Source organism: Pseudomonas sp. FBCC-B1565, from assembly GCF_059133265.1.
The window spans coordinates 4,366,220-4,389,449 of sequence record NZ_CP101438.1 but is presented as its reverse complement, the minus strand read 5'-3'; the positions used below and the strand labels follow the sequence as shown (position 1 = coordinate 4,389,449).

Annotated in this window: 20 protein-coding genes; 15 read left to right on the top strand and 5 right to left on the bottom strand. The window is 60.8% G+C overall.

Going from position 1 to position 23,230, the window contains the following annotated elements; all coding sequences use genetic code 11:
* Positions 1–33 precede the first annotated feature (33 nt).
* Complete coding sequence (locus tag NL123_RS20180; protein WP_494356196.1) at positions 34–1,227, top strand: MFS transporter; 1,194 nt, start codon at positions 34–36, stop codon at positions 1,225–1,227.
* On the opposite strand, the gene NL123_RS20175 is transcribed toward NL123_RS20180, so the two are convergent.
* Together NL123_RS20175 and NL123_RS20170 are read right to left on the bottom strand one after the other, a co-directional pair.
* On the bottom strand, positions 1,190–1,462 hold the full coding sequence (locus tag NL123_RS20175; RefSeq protein ID WP_071495081.1) for a DUF1652 domain-containing protein: 273 nt from the start codon (positions 1,460–1,462) through the stop codon (positions 1,190–1,192). The genes NL123_RS20180 and NL123_RS20175 overlap by 38 nt on opposite strands.
* 102 nt (positions 1,463–1,564) lie before the next feature.
* Positions 1,565–3,061: a PAS domain S-box protein gene (locus tag NL123_RS20170; RefSeq protein ID WP_494356195.1), complete on the bottom strand. Its 1,497-nt coding sequence runs from the start codon at positions 3,059–3,061 to the stop codon at positions 1,565–1,567.
* A gap of 171 nt (positions 3,062–3,232) precedes the next feature.
* Here NL123_RS20170 and NL123_RS20165 point away from each other — a divergent pair, with 171 nt between their 5' ends.
* Entirely contained in the window at positions 3,233–3,853 is a 621-nt protein-coding gene (locus NL123_RS20165; protein ID WP_494356194.1) for a transglycosylase SLT domain-containing protein, read from the top strand.
* Positions 3,854–3,889: 36 nt separating this feature from the next.
* Here NL123_RS20165 and NL123_RS20160 read toward each other — a convergent pair whose 3' ends face one another.
* The gene (locus tag NL123_RS20160; protein ID WP_248487572.1) at positions 3,890–4,777 is read right to left on the bottom strand and encodes a nitrilase family protein; all 888 of its coding nucleotides are present in this window, start codon (positions 4,775–4,777) and stop codon (positions 3,890–3,892) included.
* A gap of 151 nt (positions 4,778–4,928) precedes the next feature.
* Positions 4,929–5,174, bottom strand: coding sequence for a DUF6124 family protein (locus NL123_RS20155; RefSeq protein ID WP_016976709.1), 246 nt, complete (start codon positions 5,172–5,174; stop codon positions 4,929–4,931).
* Between the two features lie 540 nt (positions 5,175–5,714).
* Here NL123_RS20155 and NL123_RS20150 point away from each other — a divergent pair.
* The 8 genes from NL123_RS20150 (at position 5,715) to NL123_RS20115 (ending at position 15,731) form a co-directional block, all read left to right on the top strand.
* Positions 5,715–5,900: a type II toxin-antitoxin system HicA family toxin gene (locus tag NL123_RS20150; RefSeq protein ID WP_081049342.1), complete on the top strand. Its 186-nt coding sequence runs from the start codon at positions 5,715–5,717 to the stop codon at positions 5,898–5,900.
* 51 nt (positions 5,901–5,951) lie between these two features.
* A complete protein-coding gene (locus NL123_RS20145) occupies positions 5,952–6,353 on the top strand; it encodes a type II toxin-antitoxin system HicB family antitoxin (RefSeq protein ID WP_016977415.1) in 402 nt (133 codons plus the stop codon).
* Positions 6,354–6,392: 39 nt separating this feature from the next.
* Complete coding sequence (locus tag NL123_RS20140) at positions 6,393–6,737, top strand: FKBP-type peptidyl-prolyl cis-trans isomerase (RefSeq protein ID WP_248487574.1); 345 nt, start codon at positions 6,393–6,395, stop codon at positions 6,735–6,737.
* 446 nt (positions 6,738–7,183) lie between these two features.
* Positions 7,184–9,889: a magnesium-translocating P-type ATPase gene (gene mgtA, locus NL123_RS20135; RefSeq protein WP_248487576.1), complete on the top strand. Its 2,706-nt coding sequence runs from the start codon at positions 7,184–7,186 to the stop codon at positions 9,887–9,889.
* Positions 9,890–9,905: 16 nt separating this feature from the next.
* Entirely contained in the window at positions 9,906–10,622 is a 717-nt protein-coding gene (locus NL123_RS20130; protein ID WP_058427147.1) for an MgtC/SapB family protein, read from the top strand.
* Positions 10,623–10,923: 301 nt separating this feature from the next.
* On the top strand, positions 10,924–11,553 hold the full coding sequence (locus NL123_RS20125) for a response regulator transcription factor (RefSeq protein WP_248487577.1): 630 nt from the start codon (positions 10,924–10,926) through the stop codon (positions 11,551–11,553).
* Positions 11,554–11,559: 6 nt separating this feature from the next.
* Positions 11,560–15,174, top strand: coding sequence for a transporter substrate-binding domain-containing protein (locus tag NL123_RS20120; protein WP_494356193.1), 3,615 nt, complete (start codon positions 11,560–11,562; stop codon positions 15,172–15,174).
* 134 nt (positions 15,175–15,308) lie between these two features.
* Entirely contained in the window at positions 15,309–15,731 is a 423-nt protein-coding gene (locus NL123_RS20115) for an ANTAR domain-containing protein (protein ID WP_092249752.1), read from the top strand.
* Here NL123_RS20115 and dkgB read toward each other — a convergent pair.
* A complete protein-coding gene (gene dkgB / locus NL123_RS20110; protein ID WP_494356192.1) occupies positions 15,728–16,546 on the bottom strand; it encodes a 2,5-didehydrogluconate reductase DkgB in 819 nt (272 codons plus the stop codon). The two genes, NL123_RS20115 and dkgB, sit on opposite strands and share 4 nt — an antisense overlap.
* A gap of 188 nt (positions 16,547–16,734) precedes the next feature.
* Between dkgB and NL123_RS20105 the strand changes: the two genes are divergently transcribed.
* From NL123_RS20105 to NL123_RS20085, 5 genes are all read left to right on the top strand, one after another.
* On the top strand, positions 16,735–17,373 hold the full coding sequence (locus tag NL123_RS20105) for a TetR family transcriptional regulator C-terminal domain-containing protein (protein WP_248487583.1): 639 nt from the start codon (positions 16,735–16,737) through the stop codon (positions 17,371–17,373).
* A gap of 151 nt (positions 17,374–17,524) precedes the next feature.
* Positions 17,525–18,316: an enoyl-CoA hydratase/isomerase family protein gene (locus NL123_RS20100; RefSeq protein ID WP_494356191.1), complete on the top strand. Its 792-nt coding sequence runs from the start codon at positions 17,525–17,527 to the stop codon at positions 18,314–18,316.
* 27 nt (positions 18,317–18,343) lie between these two features.
* Entirely contained in the window at positions 18,344–19,504 is a 1,161-nt protein-coding gene (locus NL123_RS20095) for an acyl-CoA dehydrogenase family protein (protein WP_494356190.1), read from the top strand.
* 17 nt (positions 19,505–19,521) lie between these two features.
* Positions 19,522–21,630: an acetate--CoA ligase family protein gene (locus NL123_RS20090; RefSeq protein WP_494356189.1), complete on the top strand. Its 2,109-nt coding sequence runs from the start codon at positions 19,522–19,524 to the stop codon at positions 21,628–21,630.
* Positions 21,620–23,227: a 5-guanidino-2-oxopentanoate decarboxylase gene (locus NL123_RS20085; protein ID WP_494356188.1), complete on the top strand. Its 1,608-nt coding sequence runs from the start codon at positions 21,620–21,622 to the stop codon at positions 23,225–23,227. The genes NL123_RS20090 and NL123_RS20085 overlap by 11 nt, the downstream gene beginning before the upstream one ends.
* Positions 23,228–23,230 lie beyond the last annotated feature (3 nt).

Genomic DNA, 23,230 nt, shown 5'->3' with positions numbered 1-23,230 from the left:
AAGGCCGCGTTACCTTCAAGGAAAGAGAGCAGGATGCTTGCCACAATAAGAAACTACCCCCGCACCGTTAACCTGTTGCTGTCCTCGACGTTGCTGCTCACGCTGGCCAAGGCCATCACCTTTCCGTACCTGGTGATTTACCTCACCCGCCATTTCGCCCTCGACATTACCCAGGTCGGCCTGGTGATCGGCAGTTCGTTGATCGTTGGCTCGCTGCTCAGCGTGTATGGCGGGTTTCTGGTTGATCGTATCCACAGCTACCGGCTGTTGCTGGCCCTTACCTTGCTGTTCCTGCTGGGCTTTGTTGGCATGGTGCTCGCGGGGAATATCTGGACCTTCTACACCTGCCTGATCCTGATCAACCTGGCTCATGCCGTGATCGATATCGCGGCCAAAGCCGGCTTTGCCAGCCTGTTGCCCGAGGACGCGCGCAGCGAAGTGTTTTCCATCAAGTACACCCTGACCAATATCGGTTATGCCGTCGGCCCGGCGTTTGGCGCGGTGGTGGCCAAGGTGGAAATCAGCTTGCCATTTGTGCTGTCGGCGCTGTTGGGGCTGGGGTTTTTCCTGCTGTATTGGCGTTGGGGTGATCGTACGCTGGCGACCGTCGACACCACGCAAAAGCCAGTGCCGTTCCTCGCCGTTGGCCGGGTGCTGTTGAAGGATCGTCGCCTTGTCTGCTTCACCCTCGGCGGTGTACTGAGTGCCGTGGTATTCGGTCAGTTCACCGCGTGGCTGTCGCAATACCTGGTGACCACCACCACGGCCGACTACACCTACACCGTGGTCAGCGCCGTGCTGGTCACCAACGCGGTGTTGGTGATCGCCTTGCAGTACGTGATCGGCCGGCGCATTTCGCACCGCTACCTGGGCCAATGGTTGATCGCCGGCCTGGGCATGTTCATGTTGGGGCTCATCGGTTTCGCGCTGTCCACCAGCGTGCTGTGGTGGGTGCTGGCAATGGCGGTGTTCACCGTGGGGGAGATCATTGTGTTCCCGGCCGAATACATGTTTATCGACCGGATCGCCCCGGACCACTTGCGCGGCATGTATTACGGGGCGCAGAACCTGTCCAACCTGGGCGCGGCGCTGGGCCCGGTGCTGTGCGGGCTGGTGCTGGCCAGCCTGCCGGCGCCTTACATGTTCTGGATGCTGGGGGCGTTTATCGTCGCGGGCGGGGTGTTCTACTTCATTGGGGCGTCGTTGAAGGCAAGTCATCCAGCGTGAGCTGGCCCATGGTGTTGCTTTGCAATTCGTAGCGCAGCTCATCCACCATCTTTTCCACTTCTTGCGGGGTCTGCAGGCGGTTGGTGCTGATCCCGGTGACGACCAGGTCGACCCGGCCGGTTTCGGCGTCGTAGACCTTGAGGGTCAGGGACGCATCCCGGCACAGGGTGAACTCGCAGGTCAGCGGCGACAGACCTTCTTCGATGCAGTTTCGCAGTTGGGCGAGGGTAAACATGCAGGTTCCTTCAGGCATCAGGTTCGATACCGAGAAGGTTATTGATTAGCCCTCGCTGCAATAAGGCGAATTCGCACTAGGTGTACTAGTGCATTTGCACTGTCATGGCTTGTTTTTGACCCGCAATTCCCCGGCAAACAGCCCGCGTTCACGGGCCCAGACGATCGCCGCGCTGCGGCTGTGCACCCCCAGTTTGGAATACACCGTGGCCACATGGTTACGCACGGTGTTGGGCGCCAGTTTCAGGCGCGAGGCGATCTCCTTGTCGGCCAGCCCCTCGCAGATCAGGCCCAGCACATCGCGCTCGCGGGCGGTGAGGTCGGTGAAGGCCACGTTCGACTGGCTGGCGCTGTTGACGCTCTTGGCGTTGGCCAGTTTTTCGATGAGGGTCTGGCTGAACCACGAGGCGTCCTGCATCACTTCCTCGATGGCCGCCACCAGTTCCAGCTCCGAGCGTTTGCGTTCGGTGATGTTCATCATCACCAGCAGGTAGCAGGGCACGTCCTGGATGATGACCGTGTCGGCGGAGACCACGCAGTCGATCACCTCGTTGCCTTTCTTGCGTACCTTGAGGTCCTGGCCGTCGAGGTTGCCGGCTTTTTCCAGGCGGGCGAACAGCTGCGCGCCAGCCTGGGGGCTGTCGATAAAGTCGATGTCCTCGATCGACTTGCCGATCAACTCTTCACTGGTATAACCGGTGATGCTCATGAAGGCTTCGTTGACGTCCACCACCTGGTGGTTGCTGGCGTTGCACACCAGGGTCGGCACCGGGGTCAGGCGGAAGGATTTGGCGAAACGTTCCTCACTCTGGCGCAGGGCGATTTCCGCTTTGCGCCGTGGCTCCAGGTCCATGAAGGAAAACAGCATGCAGTCCTCTTCGTTCATGTCCAATGGCTGGCCGGCGACGATCACCAGCTTGCTGCCGCCTTCGGGCAGCCGCAGTTCGGCCTGCATCTGCGGGATGGTCGCGCCTTCGCCCAGGCGCTGGATGGCCAGGTCCTTGCGTTCGGCCTGTTCCAGCACATCCAGTTCATACACGGATTTGCCGATGATCTGGTCGCGGTTGTAGCCGGTCATCTCCAGGAAACCCTGGTTGACCTTGATATAACGCAAGTCGCTCAGGCGACAGATCACCGCCGGCGCCGGGTTGGCGTTGAAGGTTTTTTCGAAGCGCTGTTCGGCGCTGGCCCACTCGGTGGCGTCGCTGAGGATCAGTACCAGCAATTCCGCTTCACCGCGGGAGTCAGTGATCACCAGGCTGCGCAAGCGGTGCACCCAGGTCTTTTCCTCATCGGCAATGGGGGTGACTTCCACCACCACATCGCTGAACTCATCGCCCGCGGCGGCCCTGGCCAGCGGGTAGTTGTCCGCCTGCACCGGGTGGTTGTTGCGATAGCGCAGGACAAAGCGCTCGGCATATTGCTGCCCGTTGGCCCCCAGCCCCATCACGTCATGCACGCCGTGCATGGTCAGTGCGGCCTCATTGGCCCACAGGATGGTTTGATCGACCTCGGCCAGGATCACGCCGTCGGATAGCCCGGAGATGATCTGCTGCAATTGGCGGCGGTTGGTTTCCTTGGCAAGCACATCCTGGGTCATGGGTTCTCCTGGGGTTCGGCATATGGGAGTACGACACCTGGGGCTCAGGATAGTGCGGATGCATTACTGGGGCACTGGCATTGAACCGGCTGGGATGAGCCACCACTCGGCATCCCGCGCAGGGGGCGCGTAGAATGCCGGCCTTTTACGCATATCTCGCAAAGGTGCCCCGTGAGCGCAGGCAAAGCCGTCGGACTGTTGTTACTCACCTCCCTGTTGGCGGCGTGCGGCACCTCGCCGCCACGCACGCCGAATGACCTGTGCGGCATCTTCCGCGAAAAGGACGACTGGTACGACGCCGCCAAAGTCACGCAAAAACGCTGGGGCGTGCCGATCCAGGTGCCGTTCGCCATCATGTATCAGGAGTCCGGCTTCCACCAGGACGCCCTGGCCCCGCGCAAATACCTGCTGTGGATCATCCCCTGGGGGCGCGTCTCCACCGCCGCCGGCTACGCCCAGGCCAAGGACGAGGTGTGGAACGACTACCGCAAGAGCACCGGCCGCAGCGGCGCCAGTCGCCAGGACTTCGACGATGGCATCGACTTTGTCGGCTGGTACATGGACAAGACCTACACCGTCAACGGCGTGTACAAATACGACGCCTACGGCCAGTACCTGAACTACCACGAAGGCTGGGGCGGCTATCGTCAGCGCACCTACGCCGCCAAGGCCTGGCTGCCGCCGGTGGCCAGCAAGGTACAGGCGCGGTCGCAGCTGTATGCGGCGCAATATGCGCGGTGCAAGGATGATTTGGGGCGGGGGTTTTGGAGTCGGTTCTGGCGGTGGCTATAAGGACCACAGTGGTAGTGTTGGGTGTGTCTCCTTCTCTCAGCGTGGGAGTGCCGGGTGCTGGGTGTAGCCAAGCATCTGATCATAGATATCAGCGCGCCGATCCCTTTGCAGGTCATTGAGATTGTTCCAGATCGGTGCGCTGCGCGCGCTGCTGAGGTCGATATCGGCAAACAGAATCTCCTGGCGGTTCGCCGACGCCACCTTGCCGATGGGCCAACCATTGGTCCCGGCAATCAATGAGCACCCGAGATAACGGGCATCACGCTCTTCACCAATTCGACTGGCTGCTGCGATAAACACGTTATTGACGTGCGCTGCGGTCATCGTCAGGTAAGACGCCATGCACTTGCCGGCCTCATCAAATAACGGGGGAGGGGTCCATACCCAGTTGTTCAGGCTACAAATGATATCGGCGCCTTGCTGGCTGAGAATGCGCGGTACCTCGGGAAACCAGATGTCCCAGCAGATCAGCATGCCGATACGTCCAATGGGAGTATCAAAGACAGGGAAACCTGTGTTCCCAGGGGTGAACCATAGTTTTTCCAAGTTCCAGAGGTGCGCTTTGCGGTACTTGCCGATAAAGCCGTCCGGGCCTATCAGGACGCTGGTGTTGAACAATTGCATGCCGTCTAGTTCGCTAACGCCCGCAGCCAGATACACACGATGCCGGGAAGCAAATTCGATCCATACCTGCACGCTTCTTCCGTTCGGAACAATTTCGGCATGGTCAAAGGCATCTTGGCGATTGGCGAAGAAGTAACCGCAGTTTGAAAGTTCTGGAAGCACGATCAGTGTGGCGCCGCCGTTGGCCGCTTCAGTTGCGAGCGCAAGGCTGTGCTGCAGGTTAGCGGTGCGGTGCTGCGTTCCTACCTGGGGATCAAACTGCACGACAGAAACGCGGACAGGGCTGATAGCTGGGTTCATTGCAGGGGACTCTTATGGGGGACTGCTCTACATAAGAGGTGATAGGGCGGCAAGGTGTAAATCAGGTGCTTCCGTTTAGGTTGTCAGTTGGCGCCTGCCAATCTGAAGCGCTTAGTTACGGCAAGAAGCAAGGCTTCTTGCCGTAACTCATTCAGCTCGGCTGCATACACTCCAGCGACCGATCCACCATCACACTGGCCATGTCCACCAGATGCATGACCGACAGCACCAACGTGCGTGAAGTCCCTTCCAGTTGATCCCCGGCCGTTTGCGCCGCAACGGCGGCACAACGCAACACGCTACTGGCGTGGGCCAGGGCGTCTTCGAAGCTGAGGTCTGGGGTGGTGGTGAAGAATTGCAGTTCTGAAGCGGGTGGCGCGGGGACAGGTTTGTCCATGGGTTCAACTCCTAATCTAAGTTGGAATGTCACCACCATCGCTACCAAACGACTTTAAGGGTGGTGACCGTACGCAGATTGGTAGACCGGTGATTAGGACCCGGTGCACCCGAAGGTGCCCTGCGCACGGCCACCATAACGCAGGGCCGAAAAAAAGCGCCTTGCATAAGGGGGCGCTTAGCGCCTAATCACTCGTGGTCTACCAAACCCCGAGTCACTGAATTGGCAGTGACCGACGAAGACTAGCCACGTGATTTGAGCGGCGCAAGCGGTTGGGATTCTCTCGGAAACGTCCTGCGAGTTAAAGGGAAATGTCACTGATTTGAGGTGTTTCATCTCTCCAATATTCCTTGTGGCGCCATAAGATCAAGGCACAAAAACTGACATTAGTTCTCTGGCGCAAAGGTTTCGCACATCGTCATCATCACGGCACGCAAGCTTGCTTGAGGGGCGGCGGGCTTTTTTCATTGGTGTGTCATGTGTGTACAAAAAACGCATTGCCATTTAGCGGTGTGTAATATACACACCTAAGGGTGGGCGATGAGAAGTCGAGAGGTGATTGACCTGTTGGTTGCAGATGGTTGGGTTGAGGTGGCGGTGAAGGGGAGTCATCACCAGTTCAAACACCCTGTGAAGCGGGGGAGAGTAACCGTCCCTCATCCCAAGGCGGAGATTGCCAAGGGCACTCTACACAGTATTTTCAAGTCAGCAGGGCTCAAGCAATGACTCTGCTGGAGCGTTGGACGAGCGCCGAAGGGCTCGTCCAGAGGAGGATCAATGAAATTCCCAGTGGTAGTGCATAAAGACGCTGACTCGGATTACAGCGTGACCGTTCCTGATGTGCCGGGGTGTTTCTCGGCGGGTGGATCTTTCTCCGAAGCATTGGATAATGTTCGTGAAGCATTGGCTTTGCACCTTGAAGGCCTGGTTGCCGATCAAGAACAGCTTCCTCAGGCGCAGGAGGTTGATGCTCATATAGGTAATCCGGATTTCGCAGGTGGTGTCTGGGCGATCATTGACTTTGATCTAACGCCCTATCTGGGCAAGTCAGTGCGGTTTAATGCCTCTTTGCCGGAACATCTGTTGCAACGCATTGATGAGCGTGTGCAGAAGGACCATCGCTATGCATCGCGGTCAGGGTTCCTGGCGACTGCTGCATTGCGCGAGCTTTCAGCGTAAACCAACTCAAGCAAACACTATCTATCCAACGGATTCCCCATGAGCCCCGAAGAACTCCAAATCACCGACATCCGCCCCGGCACCGGCAAAGCCGTTGTCAAGGGCGCGCTGATCACCACCCAATACACAGGCACCCTGGAGGACGGCACGGTGTTCGATTCGTCCTGGGAGCGCGGCAAGCCGTTCCAGTGTGTGATCGGCACCGGACGGGTGATCAAGGGCTGGGACTTGGGCTTGATGGGCATGCAGGTCGGCGGTGTGCGGACCTTGTACGTGCCGGCGCATCTAGCCTATGGCGAGCGGTCGATGGGCGCGCATATCAAGCCCAACAGTAACCTGCGTTTTGAGATTGAGTTGCTGGAAGTACTGACGCGGGATGATTGAGACCTCCAAGACAAACGCTTCCTGAACCCTCCCTGAAGAATCCTCTTATTCACCATACGGAAACTTTCCTACGGTTTACTCTCCCATCATCGGGGCGTAAGCTTCGCGCGTTTTCATCAATAGCGGAGACCCTCAGTGGGTACTTGTTCGAGTGACAGTAGTCGGCCGGTTTCGGTAACCGGCACAGGCTTGGCAAGGTAACGCGCATTTTTCCGATGCCGTTGTCTCGCCACTAAAAGCGAGAAGCGGCATCCCGGCAGCGGCCAGTCCTGGCTCCTGCCCGAATCCCTCTCATCGACGCTGACCAGCGCCCGGCTTACCTCGGGATGCTACGGACGCGCCAGCCCTTTGCGGCAGGCGGGCCAGGGTGGCTGTGCCTGTAAAAAGGGTGCGGCGCACACGGCGGTACCTGCACGACGGTTTTTTCCTCGCGCAGGAGTAACACCATGAACCTCACTCTGCTCAAAGAGTTCTTCGCCGGCTTCCTGCGGACCCGGCACATTGCCCGGCATTTCCGCCGCCTGGCGATGCTCGAAACCGTGACCGACGCCAGCGTCAGCCGCGAAGTGCCGCCGACCCTGGCGCAAACCCTGGTGGTCTCGGCCAACAGCAGTGCCGTGCAATTGCTCGGCACCCTGGGCAGCCACGCCGAGGGGTTGAACACTCAGGAAGCCGACGCCCTGCGCGTGCAATACGGCCTCAACGAAGTCGAGCATGAGCAGCCGCTGCCTTGGTGGGTGCACCTGTGGCACTGCTACAAAAACCCGTTCAACCTGCTGCTGACCCTGCTGGCGGTGATCTCCTGGCTGACCGAAGACATGAAGGCCGCCACGGTGATTTTCTCCATGGTGGTGCTGTCGACGCTGCTGCGCTTCTGGCAGGAAGCCAAGTCCAACAAGGCTGCCGATGCCCTCAAGGCGATGGTGAGCAACACCGCCACGGTGCTGCGCCGCGATGAAGCCAAGCGCATTGAACTGCCGATCAAGCAATTGGTGCCGGGCGACCTGATTGTGCTGTCCGCCGGTGACATGATCCCCGCCGATTGCCGTGTGCTCAGTGCCAAGGACCTGTTCGTCAGCCAGGCGGCGATGACCGGCGAATCGATGCCGGTGGAAAAGTTTGCCCACCAGCACGACGCCCACACCCGCAACCCGCTGGACCTGGAAAACATCCTGTTCATGGGCACCAACGTGGTGTCCGGCGCGGCGACGGCAGTGATCCTGACCACTGGCAACAGCACCTATTTCGGCGCGCTGGCCCAGCGTGTGACCGCCACCGACCGTGCAACCACTTCGTTCCAGCACGGCGTCAACAAGGTCAGCTGGTTGCTCATCCGCTTCATGTTCGTGATGGCGCCGCTGGTACTGTTCATCAACGGCTTCACCAAGGGTGACTGGACCGAAGCGCTGCTGTTCGCGCTGTCGATTGCCGTGGGCCTGACCCCGGAAATGCTGCCGATGATCGTGACCTCCACCCTGGCCAAAGGCGCGGTGTTCCTGTCGCGGAAAAAAGTCATCGTCAAGCGCCTGGACGCGATCCAGAACTTCGGCGCCATGGACGTGCTGTGCACCGACAAGACCGGCACCCTGACCCAGGACAAGATCTTCCTGGCACGCCACGTGGATGTGTGGGGCGAAGAGTCCGATGACGTGCTGGAAATGGCCTACCTCAACAGCTACTACCAGACCGGCCTGAAAAACCTGCTGGATGTGGCGGTGCTGGAGCACGTGGAGGTGCATCGCGAGCTGAAAGTCGGCACTGCATTCCAGAAAATTGATGAGATCCCGTTCGACTTCAACCGTCGCCGCATGTCGGTGGTGGTCGCCGAACAGGGCCAACCGCACCTGCTGATCTGCAAGGGCGCCGTGGAAGAAATTCTCTCGGTGTGCAACAACGTGCGCCATGGCGAGACCAACGAGGCGCTGACCGAGGAACTGCTGACACGCATCCGGCAGGTGACCGCTGCGTTCAACGAAGAAGGCCTGCGCGTAGTCGCCGTGGCCGCACAGCCGATGGCACCGGGGCGCGACACCTACAGCCTGGCGGATGAAAAGAACCTCACCCTGATCGGCTACGTTGCCTTCCTCGACCCACCGAAGGAAAGCACCGCGCCCGCGCTCAAGGCGCTCAAGGCCCACGGTGTTGCCGTGAAGGTGCTGACGGGTGACAACGAATTGGTCACCGCCAAGATCTGCCGTGAAGTGGGCCTGGAGCAACAAGGCCTGCTGATGGGCAACGACATCGAGGACATGACCGACGCCGAACTGGCCAAGGCCGTGGAAACCACCAATGTGTTCGCCAAGCTGACGCCAAGCCACAAGGAGCGCATCGTGCGCCTGCTCAAGGCCAACGGGCATGTGGTGGGCTTCATGGGGGATGGCATCAACGATGCGCCGGCACTGCGTACCGCCGATATCGGTATTTCCGTGGACAGTGCGGTGGACATCGCCAAGGAAGCGGCCGATATCATCTTGTTGGAAAAGAGCCTGATGATCCTGGAGGAGGGCGTGCTGGAAGGCCGGCGCACCTTCGCCAACATGCTCAAGTACATCAAGATGACCGCCAGTTCCAACTTCGGCAATGTGTTTTCGGTGCTGGTGGCCAGTGCGTTCATCCCGTTCCTGCCGATGCTGCCGATGCACCTGCTGGTGCAGAACCTGCTGTATGACATTTCGCAGATTGCGATCCCGTTCGATAACGTCGATGACGAGATGCTGAGCAAACCACAGCGTTGGCAACCGGGAGATGTCGGCCGTTTCATGCTGTTTTTCGGGCCGATCAGCTCGATCTTTGACATCACCACGTTCGCACTCATGTGGTATGTCTTCGATGCCAACACCCCCGACCACCAGACCCTGTTCCAGTCCGGCTGGTTCGTGGTGGGGCTGCTGACCCAGACGCTGATCGTGCACATGATCCGCACCCCGAAGATCCCGTTCCTGCAAAGCCGTGCGGCGATGCCGTTGATGGTGATGACGGGCGTGATCATGGCGGTGGGGATTTTCCTGCCGATGGGGCCACTGGCGCACTACTTCAAACTGCAGGCGCTGCCGTCGCTGTATTTCGTGTTCCTGCCGGTGATCCTGCTGGCGTACATGGCGCTGACCCAGGCGGTGAAGGGGTACTACATCCGTAAGTTTGGCTGGCAATGAACAGGGAAGATTTCCTATGCAAGCAATCAACAACATCAACCTCGAATCCCTGGTCGACACCCTGGTCAGCCTCACCGCAGCCTTCATCCTGGGTGGCCTGATCGGTTTTGAGCGTCAGTACCGCCAGCGCACGGCAGGCCTACGCACTAACGTGCTGGTGGCGGTGGGCGCGGCGATTTTCGTCGACATGGCCAGCCGCCTGGGGGGCGCGGAAGGCGCGGTGCGGGTAGTGGCCTATGTGGTGTCGGGCATCGGCTTTCTCGGCGCCGGCGTGATCATGCGCGAAGAAGGCAATGTGCGCGGGCTCAACACGGCTGCCACCCTCTGGGCATCGGCGGCGGTGGGTGCTTGCGCGGGCGCCGACCTGGTCCTCGAAGCGCTGCTGGGCACGCTGTTCATACTGGCGGCCAACACCTTGCTGCGGCCGATCGTCAATAACATCAACCGTCAGCCACTGGACGTGGTGTCGGCGGAAGTTACCAACATCCTGTATGTGATTGCCCGGCGTACTCAGCAGAAGGCCGTACTGGCCTTGCTGGAAGCCGAGCTTGCACGCTGTAACTATCCCGCCAGCGACGTTGACGTGCGGCCTTTTGGCACGGAAGAAGTGGAAATCGAAGCCACCCTGGCCGTGACCTCGGTAGACGGTGATGAGCTGGACGCCCTGGTGGCGCGAATTTCGATGTCGACCCTGGTGGTGCAGGCGTTCTGGAGCCCCAGTACCACCGAGTAGTCCCCCGCTGTCAGGCATTGCCCTGCGTAAAGCTGGCTATGCTGTGACAAGGAAAAGTCCTACAAGCATTAGAGACTATCCCTTCATTTGAGCGGACACGCCGTTGTTAAGGTTGCGCGCTTGCGTCTGCCCAGGAAGCAGTCCGCAGCTCTACGTGTTTAGCGTGTTCTATCAAAAGGAGGGGTCTGTACTGCCTGAAGTGTCATGCAGAGTAATCAGTACCGTTTGTCGGAACTGTTACTTTTCACAGGTAGATAGGTCCCGTGTGATATGTAAGCGTACTGATCCCTCGGGGAGTCTTATGAGCAGCAAAGCTTTGATTGTGGACGATCACCCTTTTATCCGCGCCACCGTGAAGTACCTGTTGAAGCAGGAGGGCTTCGATACCATCTTTGAAGCGGGCAACGGCGCCGACGCCATGCAGATTGCTCGGGAGGAGCACCCGGATCTGGTTATCCTCGATCTGGCAATGCCAAAACTTGGCGGGCTGGAGGTGATCAGCCGGATAAAGGCGCTGGGACTGCCCTGCAAGATCCTGGTACTGACCTCGTATCTGGCGGTGTTTTTCTCCACGCGCTGCATGCGCGCTGGGGCCATGGGTTTCGTTGCCAAGACCGGTGAGCTCGATGAACTGCAAAAGGCAATCAGGGCAATCCGCTCTGGTTACAGTTGCTTCCCCAGCCTGCCCACCAGTTCAGTGCGCCGCGACGATTTGCAGACCTCCGAACAGGAGTTGGTGGAGGCGCTGTCCGACCGCGAATTGACGGTACTGCAAAAACTGGCGCTGGGCCTGAGCAACAAGGAAATCGCCGAGGATATGCTGTTGAGCCACAAGACCATCAGCACCTATAAGACCCGCCTCAAAGAGAAGTTGCGCATGTCGTCGGTGGTGCACCTGTCCAAGTTTGCCCAGCGCAATCATCTGATCTGATCTGAAATGACCACCTCCCGGCTGGTGAGATTCACGGCCATCCTGCTGATGGGGCTGTTGCCCTGTGCAGCGATGGCCCTGGATGAGCCACATGCCCTGCGACTGCTCGGCCATTCCACCCTCGAACACCCAACAGTAGCGCTGGATGACAGCGACTGGCGGTGGTTGCGCGAGCGCCGCAGTTTGGTGATGGGGGTGTCGGCACCCGACTACGCACCGTTCGACCTGAGCAACGACAACGATTTTGAAGGCATCACGGCTGACTACACGTGGCTGATCAGCCTGATCTTGAATGTACCTATCGAGGTTCGGCGCTACGACACCCGTGATGAAGTGATCGAGGCGCTCAAGCTGGGCGAGGTGGATCTGGTAGGGTCAGCCAATGGTTATGAGGCGGCCGACAAGACGTTGGTACTGTCGCGTTCCTACGCCAATGATCAACCGGTGCTGGTGACCCGCACGGGTGAAAGCCATTCCTTGAGCGTCGACCTGGCCGGCAAGCGCGTGGCGATGCTCTATCACTATATGCAACCCGACGCTGTGCAGGCCTTTTACCCCAAGGCGCAACTGTTGTTGTACGGTTCGACCCATCAGGCCATCGGTGCCGTGGCCTTCGGCCAGGCGGACGTCTACTTGGGCGATGCCATCAGCGCTCGCTATCTGATCAACAAGAACCACCTTAATAACGTGCGCATGGCAGACTTTTCCGCCCTCGAGGTCAACCCGTTCGGGTTCGCGTTTACGGCCGACAACCAGCGCCTGTTGACGATCGTCAATGCCGCGCTGGCTGCTATCCCGGCCAGCCAGCAGATGGAAATCCTGCGTCGTTGGAGTGCCGGCGGCAGTGGGTTCCTGGAGGCTGACCGATTGCGCTTGAGTGACAGCGAGCAGCGTTGGCTGGAGAAGCATCCCCGGGTGAGAGTGGCAGTACTGGATAAGTTCGTGCCGCTGTCATTTTTCAATGAACAAGGGCAGTTCGTGGGGTTGAGTGACGAGGTATTGTCGCGGATCAGCTTACGCACGGGCTTGAAGTTCGAAGTGGTGCAGGGCAGTTCGCTGCCTCGGCAAGTCGACGAGGTCAGCGCCGGCCAGATGGACATGTTGGCGGTGATCACGCCCAGTGTCGAGCGTTCCGAAAAGGTGCGCTTTACCCGACCCTACCTGTCCAATCCCTATGTGCTGGTGGTGCGCTCCGGCGACGAGCGTCTGCTGACCCTGGAGGACATGCCAGGCAAACGCCTGGCGTTCATTGGTGGCAACAGCCTCGCTGCGCAGATCGCCCGGGACTATCCAGGGATCGAGTTTGTCGACGTCGAGAACCCGGAGCAGGCCATGGAATGGGTGGCCAAGGGCAGTGCCGACGCGACAGTCATTTCGTTGATCAGCGCACGCTACATGATCACGCGCAACTATCGCGATCGGCTGCGTATCACCAGCACGGTGGGTACGGAACCGGCGCGGATTGCCTTCGGCGTCAACCGCAGCCAGTTGGAGTTGTATTCGATCCTTGAGAAGGCGTTGTTGAGTATTACGCCTGAAGAAATGGACGAACTGACCAACCATTGGCGCAGTGAAATCATTATTGAAGACAGCTACTGGGTCAGTCATCGCAACGTGATTATCCAAGGGTTTGGTCTGGCCGCGCTGTTGTTGCTGGTCACCCTGGGCTGGGTGTTTTACCTGCGCAACCTGATTCACAAGCGTGCCCAGGCCGAGCGCGCCCTGAGCGACCAGATGCGCTTTATGAGCGTGCTGATCGACGGCACGCCTCACCCGATTTATGTGCGCGATCGCCAGGGGCGTTTGATGGCGTGCAACAACGCGTACCTCGACGTGTTCGGCTTCAAGTTGGAGGACGTGATCGGCAAGACTGTTGTGGAGACCGATACGGGTAACCCGCCCCAGGCCCAGTCGTTCCATGCCGACTATCTGGACTTGATGGAGCGCGGTGAGCCGCAGATTCACGACCGGGTGCTGAAGGTGCCCGGTGGCGGTGTGCTGACGATTTACCAGTGGATGCTGCCGTACCGTGATAGCAACGGCAGCGTGGTAGGCATGATTGCCGGCTGGGTGGACGTGAGTGAGCGCCAGCGCCTGTTGGGCCAGTTGCAGGAGGCCAAGGACGATGCGGATGCCGCCAACCGTGCCAAGACTACGTTCCTGGCGACGATGAGTCATGAGATCCGAACGCCGATGAACGCGGTGATCGGCATGATTGAACTGGCGCAGAAAAACGCCGAACAGGGGCATGTTGATCGAGATGCGCTGGAAGTGGCATCGATGGCTTCGCGCAGTTTGCTGGAGCTGATCGGCGATATCCTGGACATTGCGCGAATCGAAACCGGCCACCTGTCCCTGACCCTGGAGCCGGCCAACCTGCACGAGCTGTTGGCCTCTGTGGCGCGGGTGTTCGAAGGGCTGGCGCGGGATAAAGGGCTGTCGCTGCACGTAGAGCTCGACCCGATCATCGATCGACTGGTACTGATCGATCCATTGCGCTTCAAGCAAGTGGTGTCGAACCTGTTAGGCAATGCGATCAAATTTACTCACTCCGGCCAGATACGCCTGGGTGCCCAAGCCGCATCGGTGTTGGCCGGTGAACATTTGAACCTGCGGCTTTGCGTGGAAGATACGGGGATTGGCATCAGCGCCGAAGATCAGCAGCGTTTGTTCAACCCGTTCATCCAGGGCAGCAATAACGAGCAGTCGGCGCGCAGTGGTTCCGGCCTGGGGTTGGTGATCAGCCGTAACCTGTGCGAGATGATGGGCGGCCAACTGCACCTGAGCAGCGTGCTGGGCAAGGGGACGCGGGTGGATGTGACGCTGGCACTGGCGTTGACCACGGCAGCAGCGGTTTCCTCATCTGTCCCCTGTGCGCCTATCGCGCAGGCATTGAAACTTCTGGTGGTCGATGACTATCCGGCCAACCGCTTGCTTCTGGCTCGACAGTTGACCTTCCTGGGGCATCAGATCGTTACGGCCGAAGATGGCGCCGAAGGCTTTGCGTTGTGGCAGGCCGGGCATTTTGACGGGGTGATCACCGACAGCAATATGCCCGTGATGGACGGCTACACGTTGGCGCGTGATATTCGTGCGCAAGAACGTCAGCGCGGCCTGGTGCCCTGCCTTCTGCTGGGGTTCACCGCCAACGCCCAGCCGAAGGAGGTTGAGCGCTGCCGGCTGGCCGGCATGGACGGTTGCCTGTTCAAGCCCACTGGGCTTGACGATCTGCGTGCGGCCTTGGCGTCGCGCACGGCCAGCGCTGCAAGGGATGAAGCCAAAGCGCAATTTGATTTGAGCTCGCTGGTGATGCTGACCGGCGATGACACTGCCGTGCTCAACGAGTTGCTGGCACCCTTGCTCACGAGTCTTGCAGAGGACCTCCGAGTGCTGTCGACCCTGCGGGACGGGGCCGATTTCGGCAAGCTGCATGACCTGGCCCATCGTGTCAAAGGCGGCGCGCGCATGGTCAAGGCCCAGGCGCTGATCGCCTGCTGCGACGCTTTGGAGGATGTGTGCGAAAGGCGCGATCGCGATGCAGTGGCTGCTGCGGTTGAGGCGTTGGACGCGGCTATCACTGGCTTGCATCACAGCCTAGGTCAGTACTGCAAGCAGCCTTGACCGAGGCAGGTATCCGTTCGGCGAATTTGGGAGAACTCCTACATGGAACGGGAACAAGCCTGATTTTGTCGTCGGCATATGTCTGGAGAATGGGCCTCGCTCACTGACGAGCACTGCCTGCCCAGGGGTTCGCCATGCCAAACAAAGCACTGACCATCCTGATTGCCGATGAGCAACACCTGCAACGCCTGTACATCGAAAAAATGCTCAACCAGTTGGGTTATCACCGGATCGTACCGGTGCAGACCTTCGAAGAGGTCCAACTGCTCACCGCGATTCCGGCACAGCCTTTCGATGTGCTGATCATCAACGCGGGGCTGGCGATCCACACCTGCGGTCCTCAACCCCAGGTGCATCATGTGCTGGTCTATGACCATCTGGATCTGGGCCTGTCTGCCGACGCAACGCCGGCAGTGCTGGTGCGCCTGCCCGGCGTGCCGGACAACGTCAACCTCGAACACTTCATGGACATCATCGACCCGCCTGCGGCCGCCACGGGCCTGCGCGTACTGCCGTGGCTGCGGGAGTTATCCCGCACGCCTGTGGCTGGGGTTTAGTCCCACTGGGGGGCGATACCCTTGGGGCTGGTGAGGCGATGGCCGCGTTCCAGCCCGGCCATCTGCGCCATGTCCGCAGGGCTCAAGGTCAGTTGCTGGGCCTTGAGGTTGCTTTCCAGGTTGGCGCGTTTGGTCGATGACGGGATGACTGCGTAACCCAGTTGCATCGCCCAGGCCAGTGTCACTTGCGCCGGGGTCGCCTGATGGCGCTCGGCGATTTGCTGGATCACCGGGTCCTTGAGCACTTCGCCGTAGGCCAGGGTCATGTAGGACGTGATCTGGATACCGTTGGCGGTGGCAAAATCCACGACCTTGCGGTTTTGCAGGTAGGGGTGCAACTCGATCTGGTTGGTGGCGATATTCTCCGCACCTACCGCCGCAATCGCTTGTTTCATCAGGTCGACGGTGAAGTTGGAAATGCCGATCCGGCGGGTCAGGCCCAGGCGCTTGGCCTCCAGCAACTGGCCCATGAATTCGGCGACAGGCACCTGGTCCTCCGGCGAGGGCCAGTGGATCAGGGTGAGGTCCAGGTAATCGGTTTTCAGTTTGCGCAGGCTCTCGCGCAGGCTCGGAATCAACTGGCCTTCGGCGAAGTTGGCGATCCAGATCTTGCTGGTGATGAACAGCTCATCGCGCGGTATGCCGCTGTCGGCAATGGCCTGGCCGACATCGGCTTCGTTCTCATAGATTTGCGCAGTGTCGATGACGCGGTAGCCCAGCTCGAGGCCAGTGCTGACGGAATCGATCACCACCTGGCCTTGCAGACGGAAGGTGCCGAGGCCAAAGGCCGGAACGTTTTGCGTAGCGATAGACATCAGTGACTCCTGAAGAGGGCTTGAACAATGGAGTCGAGTATCCGCTTGTCGTTCCTTCGGAAAAACCGTCGAATCCGAAAAGGACTCTTTACCGCAGATCACGAATCTACTGGGGCTGGATGGGTGTCGCCGGGTTATCGCGACTGATGTAGAGTCGTGCTGCCGACTCAACCCAAGGAAATCGCCGCATGACCCAGGAATCCCGTTTCTCCCGGATGGACCCGGAAGTGCGCAAGGCCAATCTGGTCCAGGCCACGCTCACCTGCCTCAAGCGTGATGGTTTCCAGGGCGCGTCGATTCGCAAGATCAGTGCCGAGGCCGGGGTGTCGGTGGGGCTGATCAGCCATCACTATTCGGGCAAGGACGAACTGGTGGCCGAGGCCTACCGCACCATCACCGACCAGGTCATGAGCCTGTTGCGCGCGACCATGGCCAAGGCGCCGCCGGACCCTCGGGAGCGCCTGTCGGCGTTGTTCCGGGGCTCGTTTTCCGCCGAATTGCTCGACCCGCACCTGCTGGACGCGTGGCTGGTGTTCTGGGGGGCGGTAAAGACCGCACCGGCGATCAACCTGGCGCACGAGCACTCCTACGGCGAGTACCGCACCATCATGCGCTCGGCCCTGACCGACATGGCCTGGGAGGAGGGCTGGAAGCACTTCGACGCCGACCTCGCCGCCATCGGCCTGAGCGCATTGCTCGATGGGTTGTGGCTGGAGTCGGGGCTCAACCCCGGCACGTTTACGCCCGAACAGGGCATCCAAATCTGCGAAGCCTGGGTGGATGGCCTGCAGGCTGGCGGTCGCCAGCGTTATCAGCTCAAACCCTGAGCCTGCTCCAGCCGCCTGAGCGCAAGGTTCAGGCAGGCGGTTTTCCCTTCTGAAAAAATTTGCAGTTTGCTGATTGCCTTCTTACTGAACACTTGTTTAGTATCGCCTCATGTCGCACCCCTCAGGCCAAATAAAACAATTCGAGGAAGCCATGACCGCCGATTCGCCCGTGCTCACTCATGTAGCAGCTGGTGTTGCCTGGATCACCCTCAACCGTGGCCCGCAGCGCAATGCCCTGGACATCCCCACCCTCAAGCACCTGCACGCCTTGCTCGATGCGTTCAACACTGACGCCGCTGTACGCGTGGTGGTATTGACCGGTAATGGACGAAGCTTCTGCGCCGGTGCCGACCTGGCCGAGTGGGCGGATGCCGAAGCTCGCGGCGCCCTCGAAACCTACGGCTGGACCGAAACCGCCCATGCGCTGATGACGCGCCTGCACACCCTCGATAAACCCACGATTGCCGCGATCAACGGCACCGCCGTCGGCGCGGGCATGGACCTGACCTTATGCTGCGACCTGCGCATAGCGGCCCAATCGGCGCGCTTCAAGGCCGGTTACACCAGCATGGCCTACTCGCCGGACGCGGGCGCCAGTTGGCACTTGCCGCGCCTGATTGGCAGCGAACAGGCCAAGCGCCTGCTGTTCCTCGACGAGCTGTGGAGTGCCGAGCGCGCCTTGGCAACTGGCCTGGTCGGCGAAGTCGTTGCCGATGATCAGCTCAATGCCCACACCACCGAACTCGCCGCACGCCTGGCCAACGGCCCGACGTTCGCCTTCGCCCAGACCAAGACGCTGATCCGTGAAGGCGCCGGGCGCAGCCTGCCCGAACAGTTGCAGGCCGAACGGGCGGCCGGCCTGTTGTGCGGGCGCAGTGCCGATGGCGCCGAGGCCTTGCGCGCGTCCATGGAAAAACGCCTGCCGACTTTTTGCGGCCAATAACCCCACTTCCTCCGAGCAGGTAGCGCCATGCATTTCCAACTCAGCCAAGAGCAAGACATGTTGGTGGACGCGGTACGCAGTTTTGTTGCCAAGGAATTGTTGCCCCATGAGGCGGTGGTGGACCGTGCCGATGAGGTCTCGCCCGAGCTGGCTGCGCAGATCCGTGACAAGGCCATCGCTGCCGGCTTCTATGCGTTCAACATGCCGCAGGAGGTGGGTGGCGGTGGCCTGGACTACCTGTCCCAGGCCCTGATCGAGCGGGAGTTGTCCAAGGTCTCGTGGGCGCTGCATGTGTTTGTCGCGCGGCCGTCCAAGATTCTCATGGCGTGCACGGGAGCACAGATTGGCGACTACCTGCTGCCGTGTGTGCAGGGCAAGAAAATCGACTGTTTCGCGCTGACCGAACCCGGCGCGGGTTCCGACGCCAATGCCATCAAGACCCGCGCTGTGCGCCGGGGTGATGACTTCTTGATCAACGGCAGCAAGCACTTCATCAGCCACGCCGGGCACGCTGATTTCGCCATCGTGTTTGCGGTCACCGATACCTACGAACACAACGGCCGGCAGCGCAACGCCGTGACGTCGTTCCTGGTGGATCGTGGCACGCCCGGCATGACCATCCGTCGCGGCCCCAAGTGCGTGAGCAACCGGGGTTATCACACCTATGAAATGTTCTTCGACGACTGCCGCGTCCCCGCTTCCAAGGTACTGGGCGAAGTGGGCAAGGGCTGGGACGTGGCCAACGCCTGGCTCACCGCCGGCCGTGTGATGGTGGCCGCCAACTGCGTCGGCCAGGCCCAACGTGCGTTGGATGTGTCGCTGCAATGGGCGGCGGACCGCAAGCAGTTCGGCCAGCCCATCGGCACCTATCAAGGCGTGAGCTTCAAGCTGGCGGACATGGCCACACAGATCCGCGCAGCAGAACTGCTGACCCTGCACACCGCCTGGAAGATGGACCAGGGCAGCATGACCGATGGCGAGGCCGGGATGGCCAAGCTGTTTGCCAGTGAAACGCTGGGCAAGGTCGCCGACGAGGCGGTGCAGATTTTCGGCGGCATGGGCTTGATGGATGAGGGGCCGGTTGAGCGCATCTGGCGTAACGCGCGGATCGAGCGGATCTGGGAAGGCACCTCGGAAATCCAGCGCCATATCATCGCCCGTGAACTGTTGCGGCCACTGTTGCGTTGATGGCGCGGAGAACGCTTATGTCTCAGGCTAATCGCGACAACCTCAAGCGCCTGTTGGCGCCCCGGCATCTGGCTTTCGTCGGCGGCCGCAGCATGGCCCGTGCGCTCAAGCGTTGCGCCGAGGGTGGTTTTACCGGGCCGATGTGGCTGGTCAACCCGCAGCATGACAGCCTCGATGGCATCCCCTGCGTACGTCGCGTGGCGGATTTACCCTGCGGGCCGGACGCGGTGTTCATCGCCACTAACCGCGAACTTACACTGACTTGCGTCGCCGAACTCGCGGCCATCGGCACCGGCGGCGCCATTTGCTACGCCTCAGGGTTTGCCGAGACCGGGGCCGATGGCGCTGTTCTGCAACAGCAGCTATTAAAGGCGGCGGGTGAGATGGCCTTGCTTGGCCCCAACTGCTACGGCCTGCTGGACTACCTGCACAACGCTGCGCTGTGGCCGGTGGCCCATGGCGGCAAGACGGTGGAGAAGGGCGTGGCAGTGCTGACCCAGAGCGGCAACTTCGCCTACAACCTGTCGATGAGCGACCGTTCACTGCCGGTGGCCTACATGGCATCAGTGGGTAACCAGGCGCAATTGGGTATTGCCGAACTGATGGAGGTGCTGCTCGATGAACCGCGCGTCACCGCCATCGGCCTGCACCTGGAAGGCTTGAAAAATGTGCCGGGGTTTGCCCGTGCGGCCCACAAGGCCCTGGAAAAAGGCATTCCGATCATCGCGCTGAAAACCGGCGTGTCGCAGATCGGCGCCGAGCTGGCCTTGAGTCACACCAGTTCGCTGTCCGGCTCCGATGCGCTGTACGACAGCCTGTTTGCACGCTTGGGCGTGATCCGCGTGAGCGGGCCGGTGAGTTTTGTCGAAACCCTCAAAGCGGCGGCATGCGGCAACCTTCCTGCGGGTAACCGCCTGATCGCGTTGGCCTGTTCCGGTGGCGATGCGGGGCTGATTGCCGACTATGCCGAACGCAATCATCTGGCCTTGCCCCAGCTTGATGAAAGCCAGCGCCGTGAACTGGCACAGGTACTGCCCAGTTACGCCAACCTGGTCAACCCGTTGGATTTCACCACGGCCATCTGGGGCAATCGCGAGGCCCTCGACGCCATGCTCGACACTACCCTGCGCACCGATGCCGATGCCGCCCTGTTGGTGTTGGATTACCCGGCCGAGTCCACGGGTGAGCGCAAGGAGTGCGACCTGCTGCTGGAGTTGTTCTGCAACGCGCTGGGCCGGCATGGCAAGACCGGGTTTGTCACCTCGGCCTTTCCCGAATTGCTGCCGGCCCATGCCCGCGAGCGCCTGCATGCCCATGGCATCGCGGCGCTGCAAGGTGTGGAAGACGCGCTGGCGGCGTGGGGGCGGATTGCCGGCTACCAGAGCAATCGCCGTGTGCTGCTGGAGCGCGGCGAATCAATCCTCGAACCGCTATGCCCGAAGGCTCTGCAAGGCAGCGGTGAGGCCCTCGACGAGTGGGCTTCCAAACAAGCCTTGCGCGCGTTCGGCCTGACCACGCCAATCGGGATATTGAGTACCCCGGCCCGGGCGATCAGCGATGCCCAAGTGCTTGGTTATCCCCTGGTGCTCAAGGCGGTCAGCGCGCAGTTGCCGCATAAAACCGAAGCCGGTGCGGTGGTGCTGAACCTGAAAAATGGCATGGCGCTGAGCACTGCACTTGAGCAGATGCGCGAGCACATCGGCGCTTATGCGCCCCATGTCGTGTTTGATCAACTGCTGCTGGAGGCCATGGCTGCGCCGCCGTTGGCAGAGTTGATCGTGGGCATCAAGCGCGAAAACGAGTTTGGCCTGGCACTGGTCATCGGTGCCGGCGGCATCCTGGTGGAGTTGCTCAAGGACAGCCGCAGCCTGCTGTTGCCCACCACCGACAGTGCCATCCGCAATGCCTTGCTCAGCCTGCGCAGCGCCCCGTTGCTGCAAGGTTTTCGCGGCCGTGACGGGGCGGATATGCAGGCATTGGTCGCGGCCATTCGGGCGGTGGTCGACTACGCCTGCGCCAACGCCGGGCAGTTACTGGAGCTGGATGTGAACCCATTGTTGGTCAGTGCCCAGGGCGCTACGGCGGTCGACGCATTGATACGTCTAGGAGATGAGCATGCACGATAACGCGATGACCGGTGGCCAGGCCCTGGTGCGGTTGCTGGCCAATTATGGGGTGGACACCGTGTTCGGCATTCCTGGTGTGCATACACTGGAGCTGTATCGCGGCCTGCCCGGCAGCGGCATTCGCCATGTGCTCACGCGCCACGAGCAAGGCGCCGGTTTCATGGCCGACGGGTATGCGAGGGTCAGCGGCAAGCCGGGGGTGTGCTTTGTGATCACTGGGCCCGGTGTGACCAATGCCGCCACCGCGATCGGCCAGGCGTATGCCGACTCGATTCCGCTGCTGGTGATCTCCAGCGTCAACAGCACCGCCAGCCTTGGCAAGGGCTGGGGCAGCCTGCACGAAACCCAGGACCAGCGGGCGATCACCGCACCGATCACCGCATTTTCGGCGGTCGCACTAAGTGCCGAGGATCTGCCTGAACTGATCGCTCGCGCCTACGCGGTGTTCGACAGCGAGCGCCCCCGCCCGGTGCACATCTCGGTGCCGCTGGACGTGTTGGCGGCGCCGATCAAGCGCGACTGGAGCGATGAAGTGGTGCGCCGCGCCGGTCGTGGCGTGCCGTCTGCGCAAGCCTTGGATCATGCGGTGGCCAAGCTCGCAGCAGCCCAGCGGCCCATGATTATCGCCGGGGGCGGTGCACTGGCGGCAGGCGAGGCGTTGCAGCGTTTGAGCACGCAGTTGGCTGCGCCGTTTTTCACCAGCGTGGCCGGCAAAGGCTTGCTGCCGCTCGATCATCCGTTGAATGCCGGTGCCACCCTGTGCGTCGAGCCCGGCTGGCAACTGATCAGCGAGGCCGATGTGGTGCTGGCGGTGGGCACGGAAATGGCTGACACCGACTATTGGCGCGAGCGCCTGCCCCTCAACGCCGAGCTGCTGCGGGTGGATATCGACCCGCGTAAATTCAATGATTTCTACCCCTGTGCCGTGGCGCTGCGCGGCGATGCCAACCAGACGGTGCTGGCGTTGCTGGAGCGTTTGCCAACCGTGTCAGCTGACGCGGAAATGGCAGCCAAGCGTGTGGCGGCATTGCTCCAGGCCGTTGAGCGGGGACACGGCCCGTTGCAGTCCACCCACCAAGCGATTCTTGACAGCATCGAAGCCGAACTGCCCGCCAATGCGTTCATCAGCAGCGACATGACCCAACTGGCCTACACCGGCAACTACACCTACCGCAGCCGCGCACCGCGCAGCTGGCTGCACCCCACCGGCTACGGCACCTTGGGTTACGGCCTGCCGGCGGGCATCGGTGCCAAGCTCGGTGCACCGCAACGGCCGGGCCTGGTGCTGGTTGGCGACGGTGGGTTTCTCTACACCGCCCAGGAACTGGCCACCGCTGTGGAGGAATTGGACAGCCCGCTGGTGGTGCTGTTGTGGAACAACGACGCACTTGGCCAGATCCGCGATGACATGCTCGACCTCGACATCGAACCCATCGGTGTGCTGCCGCGCAACCCAGACTTTGCGCTGTTCGCCCAGGCGTTCGGCTGCACCGTGAACCAGCCCCACAACCTGGATGAATTGCAGACGGACCTGCGCAACGCTTTCCAGCGCAATGGCGTGACCCTGATCGAGCTGAAACAGGCCTGCGCTGTTTGAGGA